Consider the following 17,187-nt stretch of genomic DNA (forward strand, 5'->3'; position numbering starts at 1 on the left):
AGACTATTAAATGCACTTTTTTTGTTTTAGCGCATCGACAAGTTCTGCTACATTGGCCATTTTGACACCAGATGGACGGGGCGATGGTTCTTCAACGCTAAGGACCGTTAAGCGTGCTCGTGTATCTACGTCAAAATCAGCAAGTGCCTTTTGTTCGATAGGTTTCTTTTTCGCTTTCATGATATTAGGTAGAGAAGTATAACGTGGTTCGTTTAAACGCAAATCAGCTGTCATAATGATGGGAAGGCGAAGGCGAATAGTTTGTGTGCCGTTATCGACTTCGCGAGTGACCGTTGCGTGATCGTTTTCTATGTCTAAATGTGAGGCAAAAGTTGCTTGCCCCCAACCAAGAAGAGCTGCGAGCATTTGTCCCGTTTGGTTGTTATCGTCGTCAATAGCTTGTTTTCCCAAGAAAACCATATCTGGTTTTTCTTCATCAACAATAGCCTTAAGAATCTTAGCAACGGCTAAGGGTTCAAGTGTTTTTTCCGTTGTTACAAGAAGTGCTCGATCGGCACCCATTGCAAGTCCTGTTCGTAAAGTTTCTTGTGCAGCTTCTGGTCCGATTGAAACAAGAACAACTTCTGAAATTTTCCCAGCTTCTTTTTGACGAACGGCTTCTTCCACTGCGATTTCGTCAAAAGGGTTCATAGACATTTTTACATGGGAAAGATCAACACCTGTACCATCGCGTTTAACACGTACCTTGATGTTGTAATCAACAACACGTTTGACGGCGACAATTATCTTCATAGCAATCCTCTTTGTTTGTATGATTACAAGTTTATAGTAATCTTTATAAGAAACCAAATTTTTTAGAATGAAATCTCATACAATCATTATAGAAGTTTTTTTAAGTTTCTTGTTTATCATGATTATTCGTCTCTCATTTGTTTTTACTCACTTTAATCATTATCATCTTCGTTTAAATAAAAAATTCATTCATTAAAAATGGATATTCTCATCATAATTTTAAAAGAATTTAAAATAAAAGAGATACAGAATGGTAAATGGTATGAGAATAACGCATAAGGAGATCAGCATGTAGAGTTATAACAAATCAAGATGGCTTTAATACAATGGTAAAAGAGGAAAATGGGAAATGATTTTTCAATTTGAACCTTAAAAGTATTATCCTCAAAGATCACGCATAAATATTTTGAGCAAGTTCTTAAAGCTCTATTTACCAACATAGAGCATTCTTTCCAATTATCGATACGATTCTTTGCAGAAAATAAATAAGATACAACATTTTTTGCAATATAATGAGGGGTAGCGTTTTTGAATAGAAAAATTCATACGATAAAGCAGACTGAACAAGATAATCCTTCCTTTCATGTTGTGGGGCAAAAGGAAAGAGAAGCTACGCTAACTGAAATAACGATGTCGGACATTGCTAAAAAATTACGCTCTGTGTATGCACAAATGCAGAAGAAACATTCGCCACGTCCTTTGATAGCGCAAAGTTTTGTGGAAGATGATTTAAAATCTTATTTAGATGACATTAGTCGGGCAATTTTGGCGGAGCACTACATTCGTCGTCAAAGAGAAAAAAAGCTTTTTGAACATTTGGAGCAGATTAAATCGCTTGTTCAGAATTTGCAGAATGAAAAGATAAATCTAGCAGAAACAGTAATAAAACAACGCACGTCTCGTTCAAAATCGCTTGATTCTGTTGTGCAGAAGCTTGCTGATATGACATGTGGAGAAAACCAAGAAAGCGCGTTGCTCCAAGAGATACCAAACGTCTCAAGACAAAAATGTATAACTGAGAACCAAACGAATCTTGAACATCTGTTGCAAAAAGAGCATAAAAGCTCTTTACCAAGTGATGTTATGCAGCCTTCTTCAAAAGAGGTTGAGAATCTTGTGACGGATTCGAAAAGAGAGGAAAAGTGCTCCGATATTCAAGTATCTGATTGTTGTACTGAAAAAGATCCGTCTCTTCCTTTAAATGCGGAGTCTAAAGAGACTGTCTTTTTGTTCTGTTCCCCTATTAAAAAGTTTTTTTGGTATTTTCTAATTATGACATCTGTTATAGCAATAACATTATGTATTTATGGATTTTTAAGAGGAGCTCTTTTTAATTTTACGATTTAAGAGCATTGCTGTAAGGTATGTTATACATTCATAATTTTGCAAAGGCATATATGGTTTTCTAAAACGATTTTTGAACACGCGAAAGATTGCTGGAGAAGAGGAATATGAGAGAGGAGCTCTCAAGTTATCTAAAAAGCCAAATTATTTTGAAGGTTTTGTAAGTGAGTATCTATTTACCAATCGCTGAAATGTCACTCAACATGCTGATCTTGATTGGTATGGGGGTTGTTGCTGGTTTTTTTTCAGGTCTTTTTGGCATTGGTGGTGGTTTTCTTATCACACCGTTATTAATTTTTTATAATATACCTCCTGCTATTGCTGTTGGCACAGGTGCTAACCAAATGATTGCATCATCTGTGATCGGTGCGATTACACATTTTAGAAGACGCACTCTGGATATTAAACTTGGCCTTTTTTTAGTAGTTGGAGGGGGAGCTGGTTCTATCCTTGGAACACAGATTTTTTCTATTCTGAAAAAATTGGGACAATTGGATCTTATCATTTCGCTTCTTTATGTGATTCTTCTTGGGAGTGTCGGAAGCTTAATGATTATTGAAAGTTGGCGCGATATGCTGCGCCAGCGCAAGGCACAAAAAGCCAATATTCGTCTTGCTGGAAGACATAATTGGATTCATCGCTTGCCATTCAAAATGCGTTTTCGGACATCAATGATATATGTCAGCATCATTCCAGTTTTAGGAATTGGTCTCATTGTTGGCTTATTATCTTCTATTATGGGCATTGGTGGTGGTTTTTTCATGATACCAGCACTGATTTACCTTCTACGCGTTCCAACCAGTGTGGTTATTGGAACTTCACTTTTTCAGATTACATTTGTGTCCTCCTTTACTACAGTTTTACAAAGTGTGAGTAATCAATCAGTTGATATTGTTTTAGCTTTTTTTCTGATGCTTGGGGGAAGTATTGGTGCACAATATGGAACACGGGTTGGACGAAAGTTAAAAGCTGAACAATTACGTATGGCACTTGCTTTTCTGGTGTTGATTGTATGTATGCGTCTCGCTTTTCAGTTGTTTGTACGCCCTGATAATCTGTTCTCTCTAGATGTTCTAATGAGATAAAAATGGGTCGATTGTTTTCTTTATGCATCGTTATAAGCTGCTTTTATGTAGTCTCTTTTTCTACATATGCAGATGTTGGAAAAAACGCTCCATTTGTTGATCAAGTTGATCACGAGACTATCCAAATTATTGTGACAACCAATAGGATTATGGTTGACACACATTTTGATGGTCGTGATCTTTATATCGCGGGTGTTTTGGAAAATATCAGTCCATTATATTCTCGACAAAATCGTTATGATATTGTTGTCCTCTTGGAGGGGCAAGCGCGACCTATGGTTATGCGGGAGAAAAAACGAAATGCTGGTGTTTGGGTAAACGCAGATTCCCTTATTTTTAAAAATATTCCGCTCTTTTATTCTATGGTTACAACGCGTGAAATTGATGAGATTTCTAGCATTGAAGAGTATAAACGTTTGGGGTTAGGACTCTCTCATTTGTTATTGCAAACGGACGAACAAGATCAGGAGAAAGTACAAATCTTTCGTGATGAACTTATAAAATTGCAAAAAGCTAAAAATCTTTATCATGAGGAAGTAGGTGGTGTTCGTTTTGGTTCTGGCACTCTTTTTACAGCACATTTTCGTTTGCCAGCAAATACACCTGTTGGACATTATCAAGCCCGTGCTTATCTTTTTCGTGATGGACAGTTTATTGATAGCGCGACTACGACTCTGGAAATCGTTAAAGCACATATTGCTTATACAATCTTTCATGCAGCACACAAGCATAGTTTCTTATATGGTATTGTTGCAGTAATTGTGGCTATTAGTACAGGCTTTTTATGTCGTCTGATGTTTCGAAAGGATTAACACAAGGGGAAGTCTGAAGTATTTATTTTTTATAAAAAATACGTAAAAAAAGAAAAACAGGTACAACAATGATGGCCCCCGTGATGGTCATATGGAAGAAGTTTGTAAGTGTTATAAATCCTGTTTCCCATAGGGATTTAAAAAATTCTGTTATTGTTCGCATGAGACTTCGAGGTGTCCATCCAAGAAAATTCATTACGACACCAGCGAGAAATGAAAGGATGAGCAATTTTATAGAAACACGCCGTAATGTTCCCCCAAGAAATGTATGAAAAGAATTAGACATATTGTCCCTTTATATTTATTTTGACGCATTTTCAGATATATTGTGCTTTTGCTGCAATAATACAATAATATTTTTGTCACAAAGAAGAGAAAGTGCTTTTTTTATTATTTTTTTTTACTTCTCTTTCGAGTTTACCACCCTGTAATACCGGTGTGACTTTTGTACTGGTTTCTGAAACGCGTTCATGTTCTGTTGGCATTTTTCGAAATATTTTCATATTATTCCTTTCATTAATTTGTTGGATATTCTTTATTTTCTATAAATTCGCAGGGGAATTTTGTAACGTTTTATATGACGTTTAAAAACAATCAGTGTGAAAATGAATATGTCACATATAAAATATAATTTTAAAACAACTTATCTTATAAAGAGACTATCTATCTTAATAAAGATGTGCTTATATAGGTATTAAGATTGGATATTTCAATCTACATAAAAAAGTTATTTCAATTTGCATAAAAAAGTAATAAATTCTTTTTTGCAAAAAATGAATATAACGAAGAGAACAAAATTTAGTACTACTAAAAAGTGGGGGGCTTTAAGATGCTTTGATGAAAGAATTATTATGTGCCGATATGTGGGAAAATATTAGGCTACTCTTTTCATACTTCTCATACTTTAAATAACGTCACTGTTGCCTTAAAATATGCTAAGGCAGAGATTTGGGACTGTTACTTGATATAGGGTTATGGGAAATTCTCATTTCTTTCTAAAGCAGAGATAAAAGCGGTTACGATAGACAACGTACAATTTATCGAGGATCATCAAAAGATTAAATTTTATTGAGGTTCTTGAAGCAATTGAAATGACGTTTTAATGACAATTTTTAGAAAATTGCAAAAAGAAATTTGAAGAAGAAATCTGTCTGATAAAGCAAAGAGGAATTTTTGCTTGATATGCTCTGAAGTATAAGTACTGTGCTATTATTCATAGGTGTCGTTATGCGTAATAGCTTCATTTTAATCAGATTAATCAGATCGTTTTTCGTTGCATGTTTTGGTTTAGCTGATACCTACTCAAAGGGTCGAGTGGGGGGTAAGCGGTTATTGATTTGAAGACTTTATTATTTTTCCTTTAGGAGGTGTGCTTTCTAAGCATGATGATATTATTTTTGCACGTTATGCTGCATGAGAACTTTATACAATAAATTTTAAGAAGGAAAAATCTATGAACTTGAAGGGAAAAATATTGAAGGGGAGCAGTTGTTTTGTTTCTGCTGTTATCGCATTGGGGATGATTGTACAACAGGTTGCAGCCAAAACACCTGCTGATACGCTCGTGATGGCTTGGAATCTTGATCCAATCAGTAACTTTGATCCAGCACAACTCAATGACCGTTATGGAGCTGAAGTGGTTAATAGTGTTTGTGATAATTTAGTTGTTTCTGCTAAAGATGATGCGAATAAAATGGTTCCCTCTTTAGCAAAGAGTTGGGATGTTTCAAGTGATGATCAGAGTACCGTTATTACTTTTCATTTGCGTGATGGTTTGAAGTTTAATGATGGTAGGCTTGCTCATGCCAGTGACCTCGTTTGGGGGCTGAAGCGGGTTGTGAAATTGAAATTGTCCAATGCGGCAACCTATAATGAATATGGTATCACAGAACAAAATGTTGATGACGCTTTTCAAGCACCGGATGATAAAACGGTGGTGATGAAATTTGAGAAGCCTTATCCAGCAGAGCTCATCCTTAGTAATATTTCTACTCATCGTACAGCTGCCTTGCTTGATCGTGAGACACTCATGAAACATGAGCAAGATGGAGATATGGGAAACCGTTATTTAGCTAGTCATTCTGCCTGTGTTGGTCCTTATCAGATAAGCAGTTGGCACCCTGGAGAAGCTCTTATTTTGCAGGCAAGCTCCAATTATTGGGGCGAGGCGCCTAAATTAAAGAAGATTCTCATTCGCCATGTCGCGGAGCCTGGGACCCAACGTTTGTTATTGGAAAAGCATGATATTGATGTTGCACGCAATTTGATGCCAGAGGATTTGGCAGATCTCCAAGCAACGACAGATATTAAAGTTGAAAAAATTTTGGCACCCTCTATGATCATATGGGGTTTTAATTCGACAAGTCCAATTTTTTCTAATGAAAAAGTGCGTTTAGCGATGCGCTATCTTATTGATTATGAAGGATTAGGAAAAACCCTTCTTAAAGATGTCGGTATTCCCCGTGCAAGCTTTCTTCCTCTTGGTACTTTTGGTGCTTTGGATGAAAAAGAAGGTCAACCTTTTAAACTTGATTTTCAAAAAGCCAAGCAACTTTTAACAGAAGCAGGATATCCGGATGGTTTTGAGGCCAATATTTTTGCTGGAGCTTCTCCTTATCCCTTTGCTTTGCCCATTGCTCAATCTCTTCAAGAAAATGCAAAAAAGGTAGGTGTACGTTTTAAAATTGAACGTTTTGTAGGGACACAGCTGTTTTCAAAATTTTACGCACGTGGTTTTGATACGATTTTTTTTGGATGGAATAATGCTTCTTCTGATCCCCATACAATGGCTGTGCGCCTTATTTACAATCCTGATAATCGATTTGAAGCGAAAAATACAGGTTATGCGAGTTGGTGCAATGGATATTTTGATGAAAGCATGAATAAAAAGGTTAAGGATGCATTGTTTGAAAAAGACACGAAAAAACGGGCACAAATGTATGCTGATTTGCAGCGTGATGTTATGCAGAAAGGTCCCTATGCTTTTATTTATCAGACTTATGTTTCTGTAGCGATGAGTCCTGCTGTTAAAAAATGGGTTTGGAATGGTGCACCACGTATTTTTTACAGTGCAATTGAAAAATAAGAGGATCTCAAGTTTATAAAATACAAAAAACTATAATCATAATCTATTTGACGTATTGCAAAGGGTTTAAGAACTTTGCAATACGTTGAATTTTATAGATGATGGCTTGATATATTGTATAAAGAATATCATCCTAACACATTTTCTTTGGAAGAAAGGTTATTTACTTCGATAAGATTTACATGCATAGATATTAAGGTCAGATATTTCAATCTGCATGAGGAAGTAATAAATTTGTTTGCCGCACAAAAGGCAGATGTAACAAATTAAACAGTGTTTAATGTTTATGAAAAAGTGAGGGGCTTTAAAAAATGTTTTGATAAAAAAATTATTTATCTGCGGATACGTGATGAAATATCAGGCTACTCTTTTCATACTTCAGGTGATGTCACCGTTACTTTAAAATATGGTAAAGCAGAGATTTTGGGCTGTTATTTGATACGGAGTTATGGGAATTCCCATTTCTTTCTAAAGCAGAGATGAAAGCGGTCGTGATAGACAACTTACAATTTATTGAAGGTCATCAAAAGATTAAATTTTATTGAGGTTCTTGAAGAAGTTGTAGAGGTGCTTTGATGACAGCTTTTAGAAAATTGCAAAAAGAAATTTGGAAAAGAAAGAAATCTATCTGATAAAAGCAAAGAAGAATTTTTGCTTGGTATGCTTTGGATTGTAAGTGCTGTTACTTATAGATGCTATTATGCATGATAGCTTCATTTTAATCATATTATTTTTCGTTGCATATTTGGTTTAGCTGATGCCCGTTCAAAAAGGACTGAGTGGGTGATGAGCGGTTGTTGATGAGGATTTTGTTATTTTGCCTCTAAGAGGCATGCTTTCTAAGCATGATGATATTATTTTTTACACGTTGTTTTTGCATGAGAACTTTATACAAAAAATTCTAAAAAGGAAAAATCTATGAATATAAAGGGAAAAATACTGAAAAGCAGCACTTCTTTTGTTTCTGTTGTTATGGCAATGGGGATGTTTGTGCAACAAGTTTCAGCAAAAACACCTACCGATACGCTGGTGATGGCTTGGAATATCGATGCAATTGATACATTTGATCCTGCAAAAATCAACGATGTTTATGGCTCAGAAGTTGTTCTCAATGTTTGTGACAATTTGGTCAGTACAGCGACAGATGATCCAGCTAAAATCGTTCCCGCTTTGGCAAAGAGTTGGGATGTTTCAAGTGATGATCAGAGTACCGTTATTACTTTTCATTTGCGCGATGGTTTAAAGTTTAACGACGGGAGACCTGCCCATGCGAGTGATCTTGTTTGGGGGATGAAGCGGATTGTGAAATTGAAGATGGCTAAGGCAGCAACCTTTAATGAATATGGTATCACAGAACAAAACATGGATGAATCTCTTCAAGCTCCGGACGACAAAACGGTGGTGATAAAATTTGATAAGCCTTATCCTGCAGAGATCATTCTTAACAATATTGTTACGAGTTCTATTACAGCTTTGCTTGATCGTGAAACGATTATGAAACACGAAAAAAATGGTGATATGGGAAACCAATATTTAGCGAATAATGCTGCGTGTGTTGGCCCTTATCAGATAAGCAGTTGGCATCCTGGAGAAGCTCTGTTGTTGCGTGCAAGTCTCAACTATTGGGGGAAAGCCCCTAAATTGAAGGAGATTCTCATTCGTCATGTTGCAGAGACAGGAACGCAACGCTTATTATTGCAAAAACACGATATTGATGTTGCACGTAATTTGACACCTGAGGATTTGGCAGATCTTCAAGCGAAAACCGATATTAAAGTTGAAAAAGTGTTGGAGCCCACAATGATGTATTGGGGATTCAATATGACAAATCCAATTTTTGCTCATGAAAAAGTGCGTTTAGCGATGCGCTATCTTGTTGATTATGAAGGACTTGGAAAAACCATTCTCAAAGGTATTGGTATTCCTCGTGCAAGCTTTCTTCCTCTTGGTAATTTTGGTGCTTTGGATGAAAAAGAAGGGCAACCCTTTAAGCTTGATCTTCAAAAAGCAAAAAAGCTTTTAGCCGAGGCAGGTTATTCAAAAGGTTTTAAGGCAAATTTTTTAGTGGGGACTTCTCCTTATGCTTTGCCAATTGCCCAATCTCTGCAAGACAATGCAAAAAAGATAGGTGTACGTTTTAAAATTGAACGTTTAGTAGGTACGCAGTTGTTTTCAAAACTTTCTACACGTGCTTTTGATACGATTTTTGTCGGTTGGAATAATGACTCTGCAGATCCTTATACCATGGCTTCACGGCTTGTTTACAATCCTGATAATCGGTTTGAGGCGAAAAATACAGGCTATGGTAGTTGGCACCAAGGATATTTTGATGAAAGCATGAATCAAAAGGTTGAAGATGCATTGTTTGAAAAAGACCCACAGAAACGGGCACAAATCTATGCTGATCTACAGCGTGAGCTTATGCAAAAAGGACCTTATGCTTTTATCTTTCAGAAATATGCTGTTGTAGCGATGACCCCTGATATCAAAAAATGGGTTTGGAATAGTGCACCACGTATTTTTTATAATGCAATTGAAAAATAAGAAGGTATCAAGTTTATAAAATATAAAAAACTATAATCATGATACATTTGGCGTATTGCAAAGGAGTTAAGAACTTTGCAATATGTTGGATTTTATAGATGATGACTTGATATTTTGCATAAAGAATATCATTTTAAGCATTTTCTTTGCAAGAGAGGTTGTTTACTTCAACAAGATTTGCATGCATAGATATCAAAATTGGATATTTTAATCTGCATAAGAAAGTAATAAATTTGTTTGCTACAAAAGACAGGTGTAACAAATTAAACAGAATTGCGTGTTACTAAAAAGTGGGGGCTTTAAAATGCTTTGATGAAAAAATTATTATCTGCAGATACTTGGTGAAATATCAGGCTATTCTTTTCATACTTCAGGTGATGTCACTGTTACTTTAAAATATGCTAAGGCAGAGATTTTGGACGGTTATTTGATACGGAGTTATGGAAAATTCCCATTGTGCGTTGAGGACGAATCTCAGGCTAATCTTTCTAAAGCAGGGATGAAAGCGGTCATGATAGACAACTTACAATTTATTGAAGGTCATCAAAAGATTAAATTTTATTGAGGTTCTTGAAGAAGTTGTAGAGGTTCTTTGATGGCAGTTTTTAGAAAACTGCAAAAAGAAATTTGGAGAAGAAGTCTGTCTGATAAAGCAAACATGCATGATAATTTCATTTTAATCAGATCGTTTTTCGTTGCATATTTGGTTTAGTTGATACCCGCTCAAAAGGGTTGAGATATTGGTAAATTGTTTCTGATATTGAAGATTTTATTGTTTTGCCTCGAAGGGTGTGCTTTCTAAGCATGATGATATTATTTTTGCACATTATTATTACATGAGAACTTTATACAACAAACTTTAAAAAGGAAAAGTCTATGAATTTGAGGGGAAAAATATTGAAGAGAAGCAGTTGTTTCGTTTCTGCTGTTATCGCACTGGGGATGATAGTACAACAGGTTTCAGCCAAAACACCTGCTGATACGCTCGTGATGGCTTGGAATCTTGATCCAATCAGTAACTTTGATCCTGCGCAAATCAATGACCGTTATGGTAATGAAGTTCTTGTCAATGTTTGTGATAATTTAGTTGTTTCTGCTAAAGATGATGCGACTAAACTTGTTCCTTCTTTGGCAAAGAGTTGGGATGTTTCAACTGATGATCAGGGTACCGTCATTACTTTTCACTTGCGTGATAATTTAAAGTTTAACGATGGGAGACTTGCCCATGCGAGTGATCTTGTTTGGGGTATGAAGCGAATTGTGAAATTGAAGTTATCCGCTGCGGCAACCTTTAATGAATATGGTATCACAGAACAAAACATGGATGAAGCTTTTCAAGCCCCAGACGACAAAACGGTGGTGATGAAATTTAATAAGCCTTATCCAGCAGGGCTCCTTCTTAGCCATTTTGCGAGTAGTCGTACACTTGCTTTGCTTGATCGTGAGACACTCATGAAACACGAGCAAGATGGAGATATGGGAAATCGGTATTTAGCTAGTCATTCTGCCTGTGTTGGTCCTTATCAGATAAGCAGCTGGAACCCAGGAGAAGCGATTTTATTGCGTGCAAGTCGTCACTATTGGGGCGAAGCGCCTAAATTGAAGAAGATTCTCATTCGCCATGTCGCGGAGCCTGGAACACAACGTTTATTATTGCAAAAACACGATATTGATGTTGCACGTAATCTGATGCCAGAGGATTTGGCAGATCTCCAAGCAACGACAGATATTAAAGTTGAAAAAATTTTGGCACCCTCTATGATCATATGGGGTTTTAATTCGATAAGTCCAATTTTTTCCAATGAAAAAGTGCGTTTAGCGATGCGCTATCTTATTGATTATGAAGGATTAGGAAAAACCCTTCTTAAAGATGTTGGTATTCCTCGTGCAAGCTTTATCCCTCTTGGTACTTTTGGTGCTTTGGATGAAAAAGAAGGACAACCCTTTAAACTTGATTTTCAAAAAGCCAAACAGCTTTTAACCGAGGCAGGATATCCAGATGGTTTTGAGGCCAATATTTTTGCTGGAGCCTCTCCTTATCCTTTTGCTTTGCCTATTGCCCAATCTCTGCAAGAAAATGCAAAAAAGGTAGGCGTGCGTTTTAAAATTGAACGTTTTGTCGGTACGCAGCTGTTTTCAAAACTTTCTACACGTGCTTTTGATACGATTTTTTTCGGATGGACTAATGGTTCTTCTGATCCCCATACCATGGCTGTGCGCCTTATTTACAATCCTGATAATCGGTTTGAGGTTAAAAATATAGGTTATTCTAGCTGGTGCAATGGCTATTTTGATGAAAGTATGAATCAAAAGGTTAAGGATGCATTGTTTGAAAAAGATCCGCAAAAACGAGCACAAATGTATGCTGATTTGCAGCGTGATGTTATGCAGAAAGGTCCCTATGCTTTTATTTATCAGACCTATGTTTCTGTAGCGATGAGTCCTGCTGTTAAAAAATGGGTTTGGAATAGTGAACCACGTATTTTTTACAGTGCAATTGAAAAATAAGAAGGTATCAAGTTTATAAAATACAAAAAACTATAATCATAATCTATTTGACGTATTGCAAAGGGTTTAAGAACTTTGCAATACGTTGAGTTTTAATTCAGCTTTACGAGTTTCAAAAGTATCTAAAGTAATATCTTTTAAATAATGTAGGTTGCGCATTGCCTCATGTTTTTGTTTCTCACGTTCTTTAATGGGGTCACACCCATCATGCAAAACAGAGCGCCACCCAGTTGTCAATTCACGGGCTTGTTTTAAAGAGACATCTCTTAAAGTCCCCAAGCCTATTTCACGACGCCGCCCGTGAATGGTATAGCGTAAAACCCATTGAGCACCACCATCTTTACGCTTATGAAATACCAAAACCACGCCCCCCTCATCTTGTTAAACAAATTACCAAATATAAAAAAATCGGTGGTATGTGCGTATTGGTCATGGAGAACGTATTAGAGTACGAGGAACCTATGAAATACAAGAATTTGTTGACAATTACAAAAACGCACTTGCCCAATTACAAGGACTGATACTTTCTAAATCTAAGCTAAGGAAACTTGTTGAAGGTTCCTTTGCATAACTTATCAAACATTGTAATAGTATTTTTTGATATAGCATCGCTAAAAGTACGAAAAGATAAAGAGAACGCATTCTTATGAAACTATGCGATTCAATAAGGAATATTCCATATAAAGAAACATATCATAGCTGGATTGAACGGCGTAAAAAACAACCGGCAATGACTAAAAATTTTCTAAAAGCACTGAATGGCCTTTTTAATTGGGCAATTGACCAAGGTCTTTTAGAAAACAATCCAATCGTAGGAGTAAAAAGACCAGCTTTCAATAACAAAGAGGAGTTTGCCATTTGGACAGAAGAAGATATTGAAAAGTATTATTACTCTTGATCACATGGTACCCATGAACGCGTCTAGATTGATGTTCTTCTTTACACGGGTTTGCGTCGTAGTGATATGGTACGAATTGATTGGAAAGATATCTAAGAGAATATCGTTCATCTCAAAACAGAGAAAAGTAAATTCTAAACAGATATTTTTCTTCCTATTTTACTAAAATTAGCAGAAACCTTTAAGATTGGTCCACTGGAAAGAAAATATTTACTCGTAGAGGAAATGGAAATAAGTTCGTTTAGAAAGTTTTGGCAATCTCTTTCGTAAGGCTTGTCATACGGCGAAAATCAATAAAACAGCATATGGTTTGAAAAAAATGAGTAGCAACATGTGTTGCTCATTCCAGTACAACGGCCTTACAATTGAAAGCACTTTTTGGATAGAGAGATAACAACATAGCATCTCTTAATATAAAGAGTGCAGATCGTAAAAACCTTGCCCTTGAAGCTATAAAAAAGTGAGGAATAGGAGAAACAACGTAATAGAAATAACAACCAACAAAGGACTTATATATATAACGCTTTGATTTTATTTACTTTATTCTTTCAAAGTCATTCTATAAATTTATATATTGGATACAAAAACAGACCAATACGATAGTAATTCTATGTTGAAAAATGTTTATATAATGATCACAAAAATGTTATTATGTGCATTATTATAACGACTATATTAATATAAAAATATTAAACAGAACCAATGCTGTAAATTGTTTCAATAATGTTTTCAGGAAAAAATAATAAAATTCTTAAAAAATTATTTCGCTTCTTTTTCTTCATATTTCTCAAATTACTATAGCTATTCAAATGCATTCTATACTATCTCAGAAATGATGATCCAATAAAAACAAGAAAAGACCATTTCAAGACCTTTTATTTGTGTTATTGAGCAATATTTCTTCAGCAAAGAGAGTTTTGCAAATTTACCGAAAAAAACACCCTTCAATATGATCATTAACAATCCCTACAGATTGCATAAAAGCATAACAGATTGTAGGACCAACAAATGTCCAGCCACGTCGCTTCAAATCCTTAGAAAGCCGCAGAGAAGCCGGTGTTATAGGATGAGCCAACAGCGTTTGAAAATCTATCTTTTCATAACGCTCCGAGTGTGGTGGTTGAAAAGACCAAAAATAGTGAGACAAACTTCCCCATTCTGTAACAATTTCTTGTGTTCTCAACGCATTATTAAGCACCGACCGAATTTTTCCTTGATGACGAATGATTCCTTTATTCTGTAACAATATTTGCACTTTCGCTTCATCATAATGAATGATTTTTTCAAAATCAAAGTGATCGAATGCATCTCGAAAAGAAGAAAGTTTTTTTAAAATTGTCAGCCAAGAGAGTCCTGCCTGAAAACCTTCAAGACAAATTTTTTCAAATAAACGACGGTCTTCAAAAACAGGCTTTCCCCATTCATTATCATGATAAGCACAATAAAGCGGGTCAGTCCCAGCCCATGAACAACGAACTTTTCCATCCGCTCCCATGAGAAGCCCTTCATCAAGCATAACGTTTGGCATACTAAAAGAGTGTTCCTTGATCATCTTGATTCGACTTTAAGCGTTTAGACTTTGAAGAGCGGTTGATAGCAGGATCATGCGTTAAAACACTAATTTCACCATCAAAAAAGCGTAATTTGATTTGTCCTGTTTCAGGAATCTGAACCAATCGTTTAATGGGCTTATTCTCTTGTCCCAAAGCCAAAACAAAACCACGCTCTAAAATACTCTGATACGAAGTGCTTTTTAAAAGCCTAGATGCTACCTCTAGTTCAGCACGTTGTTTTTCCACATTGCGCATAAAAGCACGATGAAGACGCATAGTATATTCCTTTGTATTGCGCTGTGCTTTGTCAGTATTCAGCAAACGCGGTGCAAAACGAACAGCAAGTGCATGAAAATAAAAACATTTTTTATCATAACTCACACAAAGAGCACGCTGTAATCGACTTGAAACTTCATCAAAACCACGCCGCGGTAAAGCAAAAAGTTGGTCAGAAGTTGGAAGAGCACGTATAATCGCATGCAATTTTTGTTGATAAAAATCAAAATAACGCGCAAGTCCCTTGCGTAAACGTGCACCAAGAGAGGCCACATACACTTCGAGATCAAGCTTGACGGGAACAGCCTTTTCTGCTGCTCCTGTAGGAGTTGGAGCACGCCAATCCGCAACATAATCAATCAATGTCCAATCCGTTTCATGCCCAACAGCAGAGATCACCGGAAGAGTAGATCCGTAAACAGCACGAACAACAGATTCATCATTAAACCCCCATAAATCTTCTAAACTTCCTCCACCTCGTGCAACAATAATAAGATCAGGTCTTGGGACAAGTCCTCCTAAAGGAAGCGCATTAAAACCTTCAACAGCAGCAGCCACTTCACGCCCGCTTGTTTCCCCTTGAACACGAACAGGCCAAACTAAAATGTGCAATGGAAAACGATCTGATATACGATGGATAATATCACGAATAACAGCACCTGTTGGCGATGTCACAACACCTATAACTCGCGGCATATAAGGCAAAGGTTTCTTTTTAGCTTCGTCAAATAAACCTTCAGCCGCAAGCTTCTTCTTGCGATTTTCTAGGAGTGTCATCAAAGCACCAACTCCCGTTGGTTCGAGTGCTTCAATGACAATTTGATATTTAGATGATCCTGGATAAGTTGTCAGTTTGCCAACAGCGATAACTTCCATCCCTTCTTCAGGGGGAAATTTGAGCATTTCCATGAATCCACGCCAAACAACAGCCTCTAACCGTGCCTTATCATCTTTTAAGGCAAAGTAAGCATGACCCGAAGCATGAGGACCGCGGTAACCTGATATCTCTCCCCGCACCCGAACATAACCAAACTTCTCTTCAACAACACGCTTTAAAGCCCCTGCTATTTCTGAAACAGTAAATTCTGCTACATTCGTTGCACTTGTTTTTTCATCAAACAAACTTACCATTTTTCAATTCTTTACGCTCTTTTTTGTGAATCTTTTTGAAATATAGCATCTTTAACGCGTTAATTTATATTTTTATTCAAAATCTATGGGACTAACTGAGATATCTGTACTTTTAGCCTTAAACCGATTATCAGAATTGTAAATAAGACGTGAAGCTATTGGATAAAAATTCATAGAGCATTATTCTATCCTATAAAAGAATCTTAACAACAATTGAAATATTCAATCTGAACACTCATACAAAAAATCTTTAATCAAGATAAAATCTTTTTCTAAAAGAGAATGCTTGAAATGATACTCTTTACACGACATATCAATCCATCACCTACAAAATACAACATATTGATTTATAATGATAATTTATCATTTTGCATATTGAATGAGAGACCCGAATATCTTAAGATTCTCTCATTTCAAACCTGCTTATGTTGAATCAATCACAATTATCCCTTTGCACGTCACAAGTGGGATTAACGTGTGGATAGAAAACATTTAGAAAGGAGTAAAAATGCCTCTTATGAATCGTCTCAATACTAAGGACTGTCGCAACATTGGGGGCTGGCAAATAGTATGATGGTGCCGGCTTGGTATGGCGAGGCCTATAAAACGATATCAAGGTCATATTTATTGTCTAATGAATTCCAAATGTTATCAGCCTGTGTTGCTGAGTTTGGTATTGGAATATCGGATTTGAGGTAGATGAGGATTTCACCTGTAGGCTTTATTTCTATTAATTCGCATCCTTGTTTTTTTGCTTCTCTTAAGGCGCGTGCAATAGCTGGTTGTGTTATAGCGGCGGGGCGAGGTGCCATATCTATTCTCTTTTCTTAGATGCGATTTACCTGTAGTGTGAATAATGCATTTCTTTATAATGTTATGAGCAGATGATTGGCAAGAAGACGATAGAATATCACCGTATTTAAAAAGTTTGTAAGTTATTTTAGATATGCTTAATTTTATATTTTCAATCTTGTAATTGTATAAGAGTTAAAGCTATTTTTTCTCTATGAAATACGCATAAATTAGCTTTAAACTAGGCGATCATAATATATTTTTTGTCTAAAATATTTGATATGATTTTTTATCGCATTCAAATTATTTTTAAGAGCTATATCTTGATAGCTTTCAAAGAAAGGTTCATGATCTCAAACTTTATTGTTTCTCAGAGGAAATGCCAAGTTTAGGAATGCGCAGATAC

12 protein-coding genes and 2 pseudogenes are annotated in these 17,187 nt (G+C 36.2%); 7 read left to right on the top strand and 7 right to left on the bottom strand.

Annotated features, from left to right (window positions below; translation table 11 throughout):
- Positions 1-6: 6 nt before the first annotated feature.
- Positions 7-753 (bottom strand): electron transfer flavoprotein subunit beta/FixA family protein, encoded by a 747-nt coding sequence (locus LNM86_RS04035; protein WP_241438533.1) that lies wholly within the window; start codon positions 751-753, stop codon positions 7-9.
- A 717-nt stretch (positions 754-1,470) separates the two neighbouring features.
- Between LNM86_RS04035 and LNM86_RS04040 the strand changes: the two genes are divergently transcribed.
- From LNM86_RS04040 to LNM86_RS04050, 3 genes are all read left to right on the top strand, one after another.
- The gene (locus LNM86_RS04040; RefSeq protein WP_308219231.1) at positions 1,471-2,100 is read left to right on the top strand and encodes a hypothetical protein; all 630 of its coding nucleotides are present in this window, start codon (positions 1,471-1,473) and stop codon (positions 2,098-2,100) included.
- A gap of 161 nt (positions 2,101-2,261) precedes the next feature.
- The gene (locus tag LNM86_RS04045) at positions 2,262-3,182 is read left to right on the top strand and encodes a sulfite exporter TauE/SafE family protein (protein WP_241438535.1); all 921 of its coding nucleotides are present in this window, start codon (positions 2,262-2,264) and stop codon (positions 3,180-3,182) included.
- 2 nt (positions 3,183-3,184) lie between these two features.
- Complete coding sequence (locus tag LNM86_RS04050; RefSeq protein ID WP_241438536.1) at positions 3,185-3,994, top strand: TIGR02186 family protein; 810 nt, start codon at positions 3,185-3,187, stop codon at positions 3,992-3,994.
- 22 nt (positions 3,995-4,016) lie between these two features.
- On the opposite strand, the gene LNM86_RS04055 is transcribed toward LNM86_RS04050, so the two are convergent.
- Positions 4,017-4,280 (bottom strand): DUF6460 domain-containing protein, encoded by a 264-nt coding sequence (locus LNM86_RS04055; RefSeq protein WP_241438537.1) that lies wholly within the window; start codon positions 4,278-4,280, stop codon positions 4,017-4,019.
- A gap of 76 nt (positions 4,281-4,356) precedes the next feature.
- On the bottom strand, positions 4,357-4,497 hold the full coding sequence (locus LNM86_RS04060) for a hypothetical protein (RefSeq protein WP_241438538.1): 141 nt from the start codon (positions 4,495-4,497) through the stop codon (positions 4,357-4,359).
- A gap of 950 nt (positions 4,498-5,447) precedes the next feature.
- Between LNM86_RS04060 and LNM86_RS04065 the strand changes: the two genes are divergently transcribed.
- The 3 genes from LNM86_RS04065 (at position 5,448) to LNM86_RS04075 (ending at position 12,131) form a co-directional block, all read left to right on the top strand.
- Entirely contained in the window at positions 5,448-7,079 is a 1,632-nt protein-coding gene (locus LNM86_RS04065) for an ABC transporter substrate-binding protein (protein ID WP_241438539.1), read from the top strand.
- 918 nt (positions 7,080-7,997) lie between these two features.
- Positions 7,998-9,623 (top strand): ABC transporter substrate-binding protein, encoded by a 1,626-nt coding sequence (locus LNM86_RS04070; protein ID WP_241438540.1) that lies wholly within the window; start codon positions 7,998-8,000, stop codon positions 9,621-9,623.
- Between the two features lie 876 nt (positions 9,624-10,499).
- Entirely contained in the window at positions 10,500-12,131 is a 1,632-nt protein-coding gene (locus tag LNM86_RS04075; RefSeq protein ID WP_241438541.1) for an ABC transporter substrate-binding protein, read from the top strand.
- A 90-nt stretch (positions 12,132-12,221) separates the two neighbouring features.
- Here LNM86_RS04075 and LNM86_RS04080 read toward each other — a convergent pair.
- A pseudogene (locus LNM86_RS04080) lies at positions 12,222-12,497 on the bottom strand (Arm DNA-binding domain-containing protein); the annotation flags it as partial.
- Between LNM86_RS04080 and LNM86_RS12850 the strand changes: the two are divergent.
- Positions 12,485-13,493: pseudogene (locus LNM86_RS12850) on the top strand (tyrosine-type recombinase/integrase). The pseudogenes LNM86_RS04080 and LNM86_RS12850 overlap by 13 nt on opposite strands.
- Positions 13,494-13,954: 461 nt before the next feature.
- Here LNM86_RS12850 and LNM86_RS04095 read toward each other — a convergent pair.
- The 3 genes from LNM86_RS04095 to LNM86_RS04105 all read right to left on the bottom strand — a co-directional run bounded on the left by LNM86_RS04095 (position 13,955) and on the right by LNM86_RS04105 (position 16,801).
- Positions 13,955-14,581 (bottom strand): DNA-3-methyladenine glycosylase I, encoded by a 627-nt coding sequence (locus tag LNM86_RS04095; protein WP_241438544.1) that lies wholly within the window; start codon positions 14,579-14,581, stop codon positions 13,955-13,957.
- Positions 14,559-15,989 (bottom strand): exodeoxyribonuclease VII large subunit, encoded by a 1,431-nt coding sequence (xseA, locus tag LNM86_RS04100; RefSeq protein WP_241438545.1) that lies wholly within the window; start codon positions 15,987-15,989, stop codon positions 14,559-14,561. The genes LNM86_RS04095 and xseA overlap by 23 nt, the downstream gene beginning before the upstream one ends.
- A gap of 599 nt (positions 15,990-16,588) precedes the next feature.
- Positions 16,589-16,801 carry a hypothetical protein gene (locus LNM86_RS04105; RefSeq protein ID WP_241438546.1) on the bottom strand — a complete coding sequence of 71 codons (213 nt, stop codon included), beginning with the start codon at positions 16,799-16,801 and terminating at the stop codon, positions 16,589-16,591.
- Positions 16,802-17,187 lie beyond the last annotated feature (386 nt).

It is taken from the genome of Bartonella machadoae (assembly GCF_022559585.1).
GTDB classification, from domain to species: Bacteria; Pseudomonadota; Alphaproteobacteria; order Rhizobiales; family Rhizobiaceae; genus Bartonella; species Bartonella machadoae.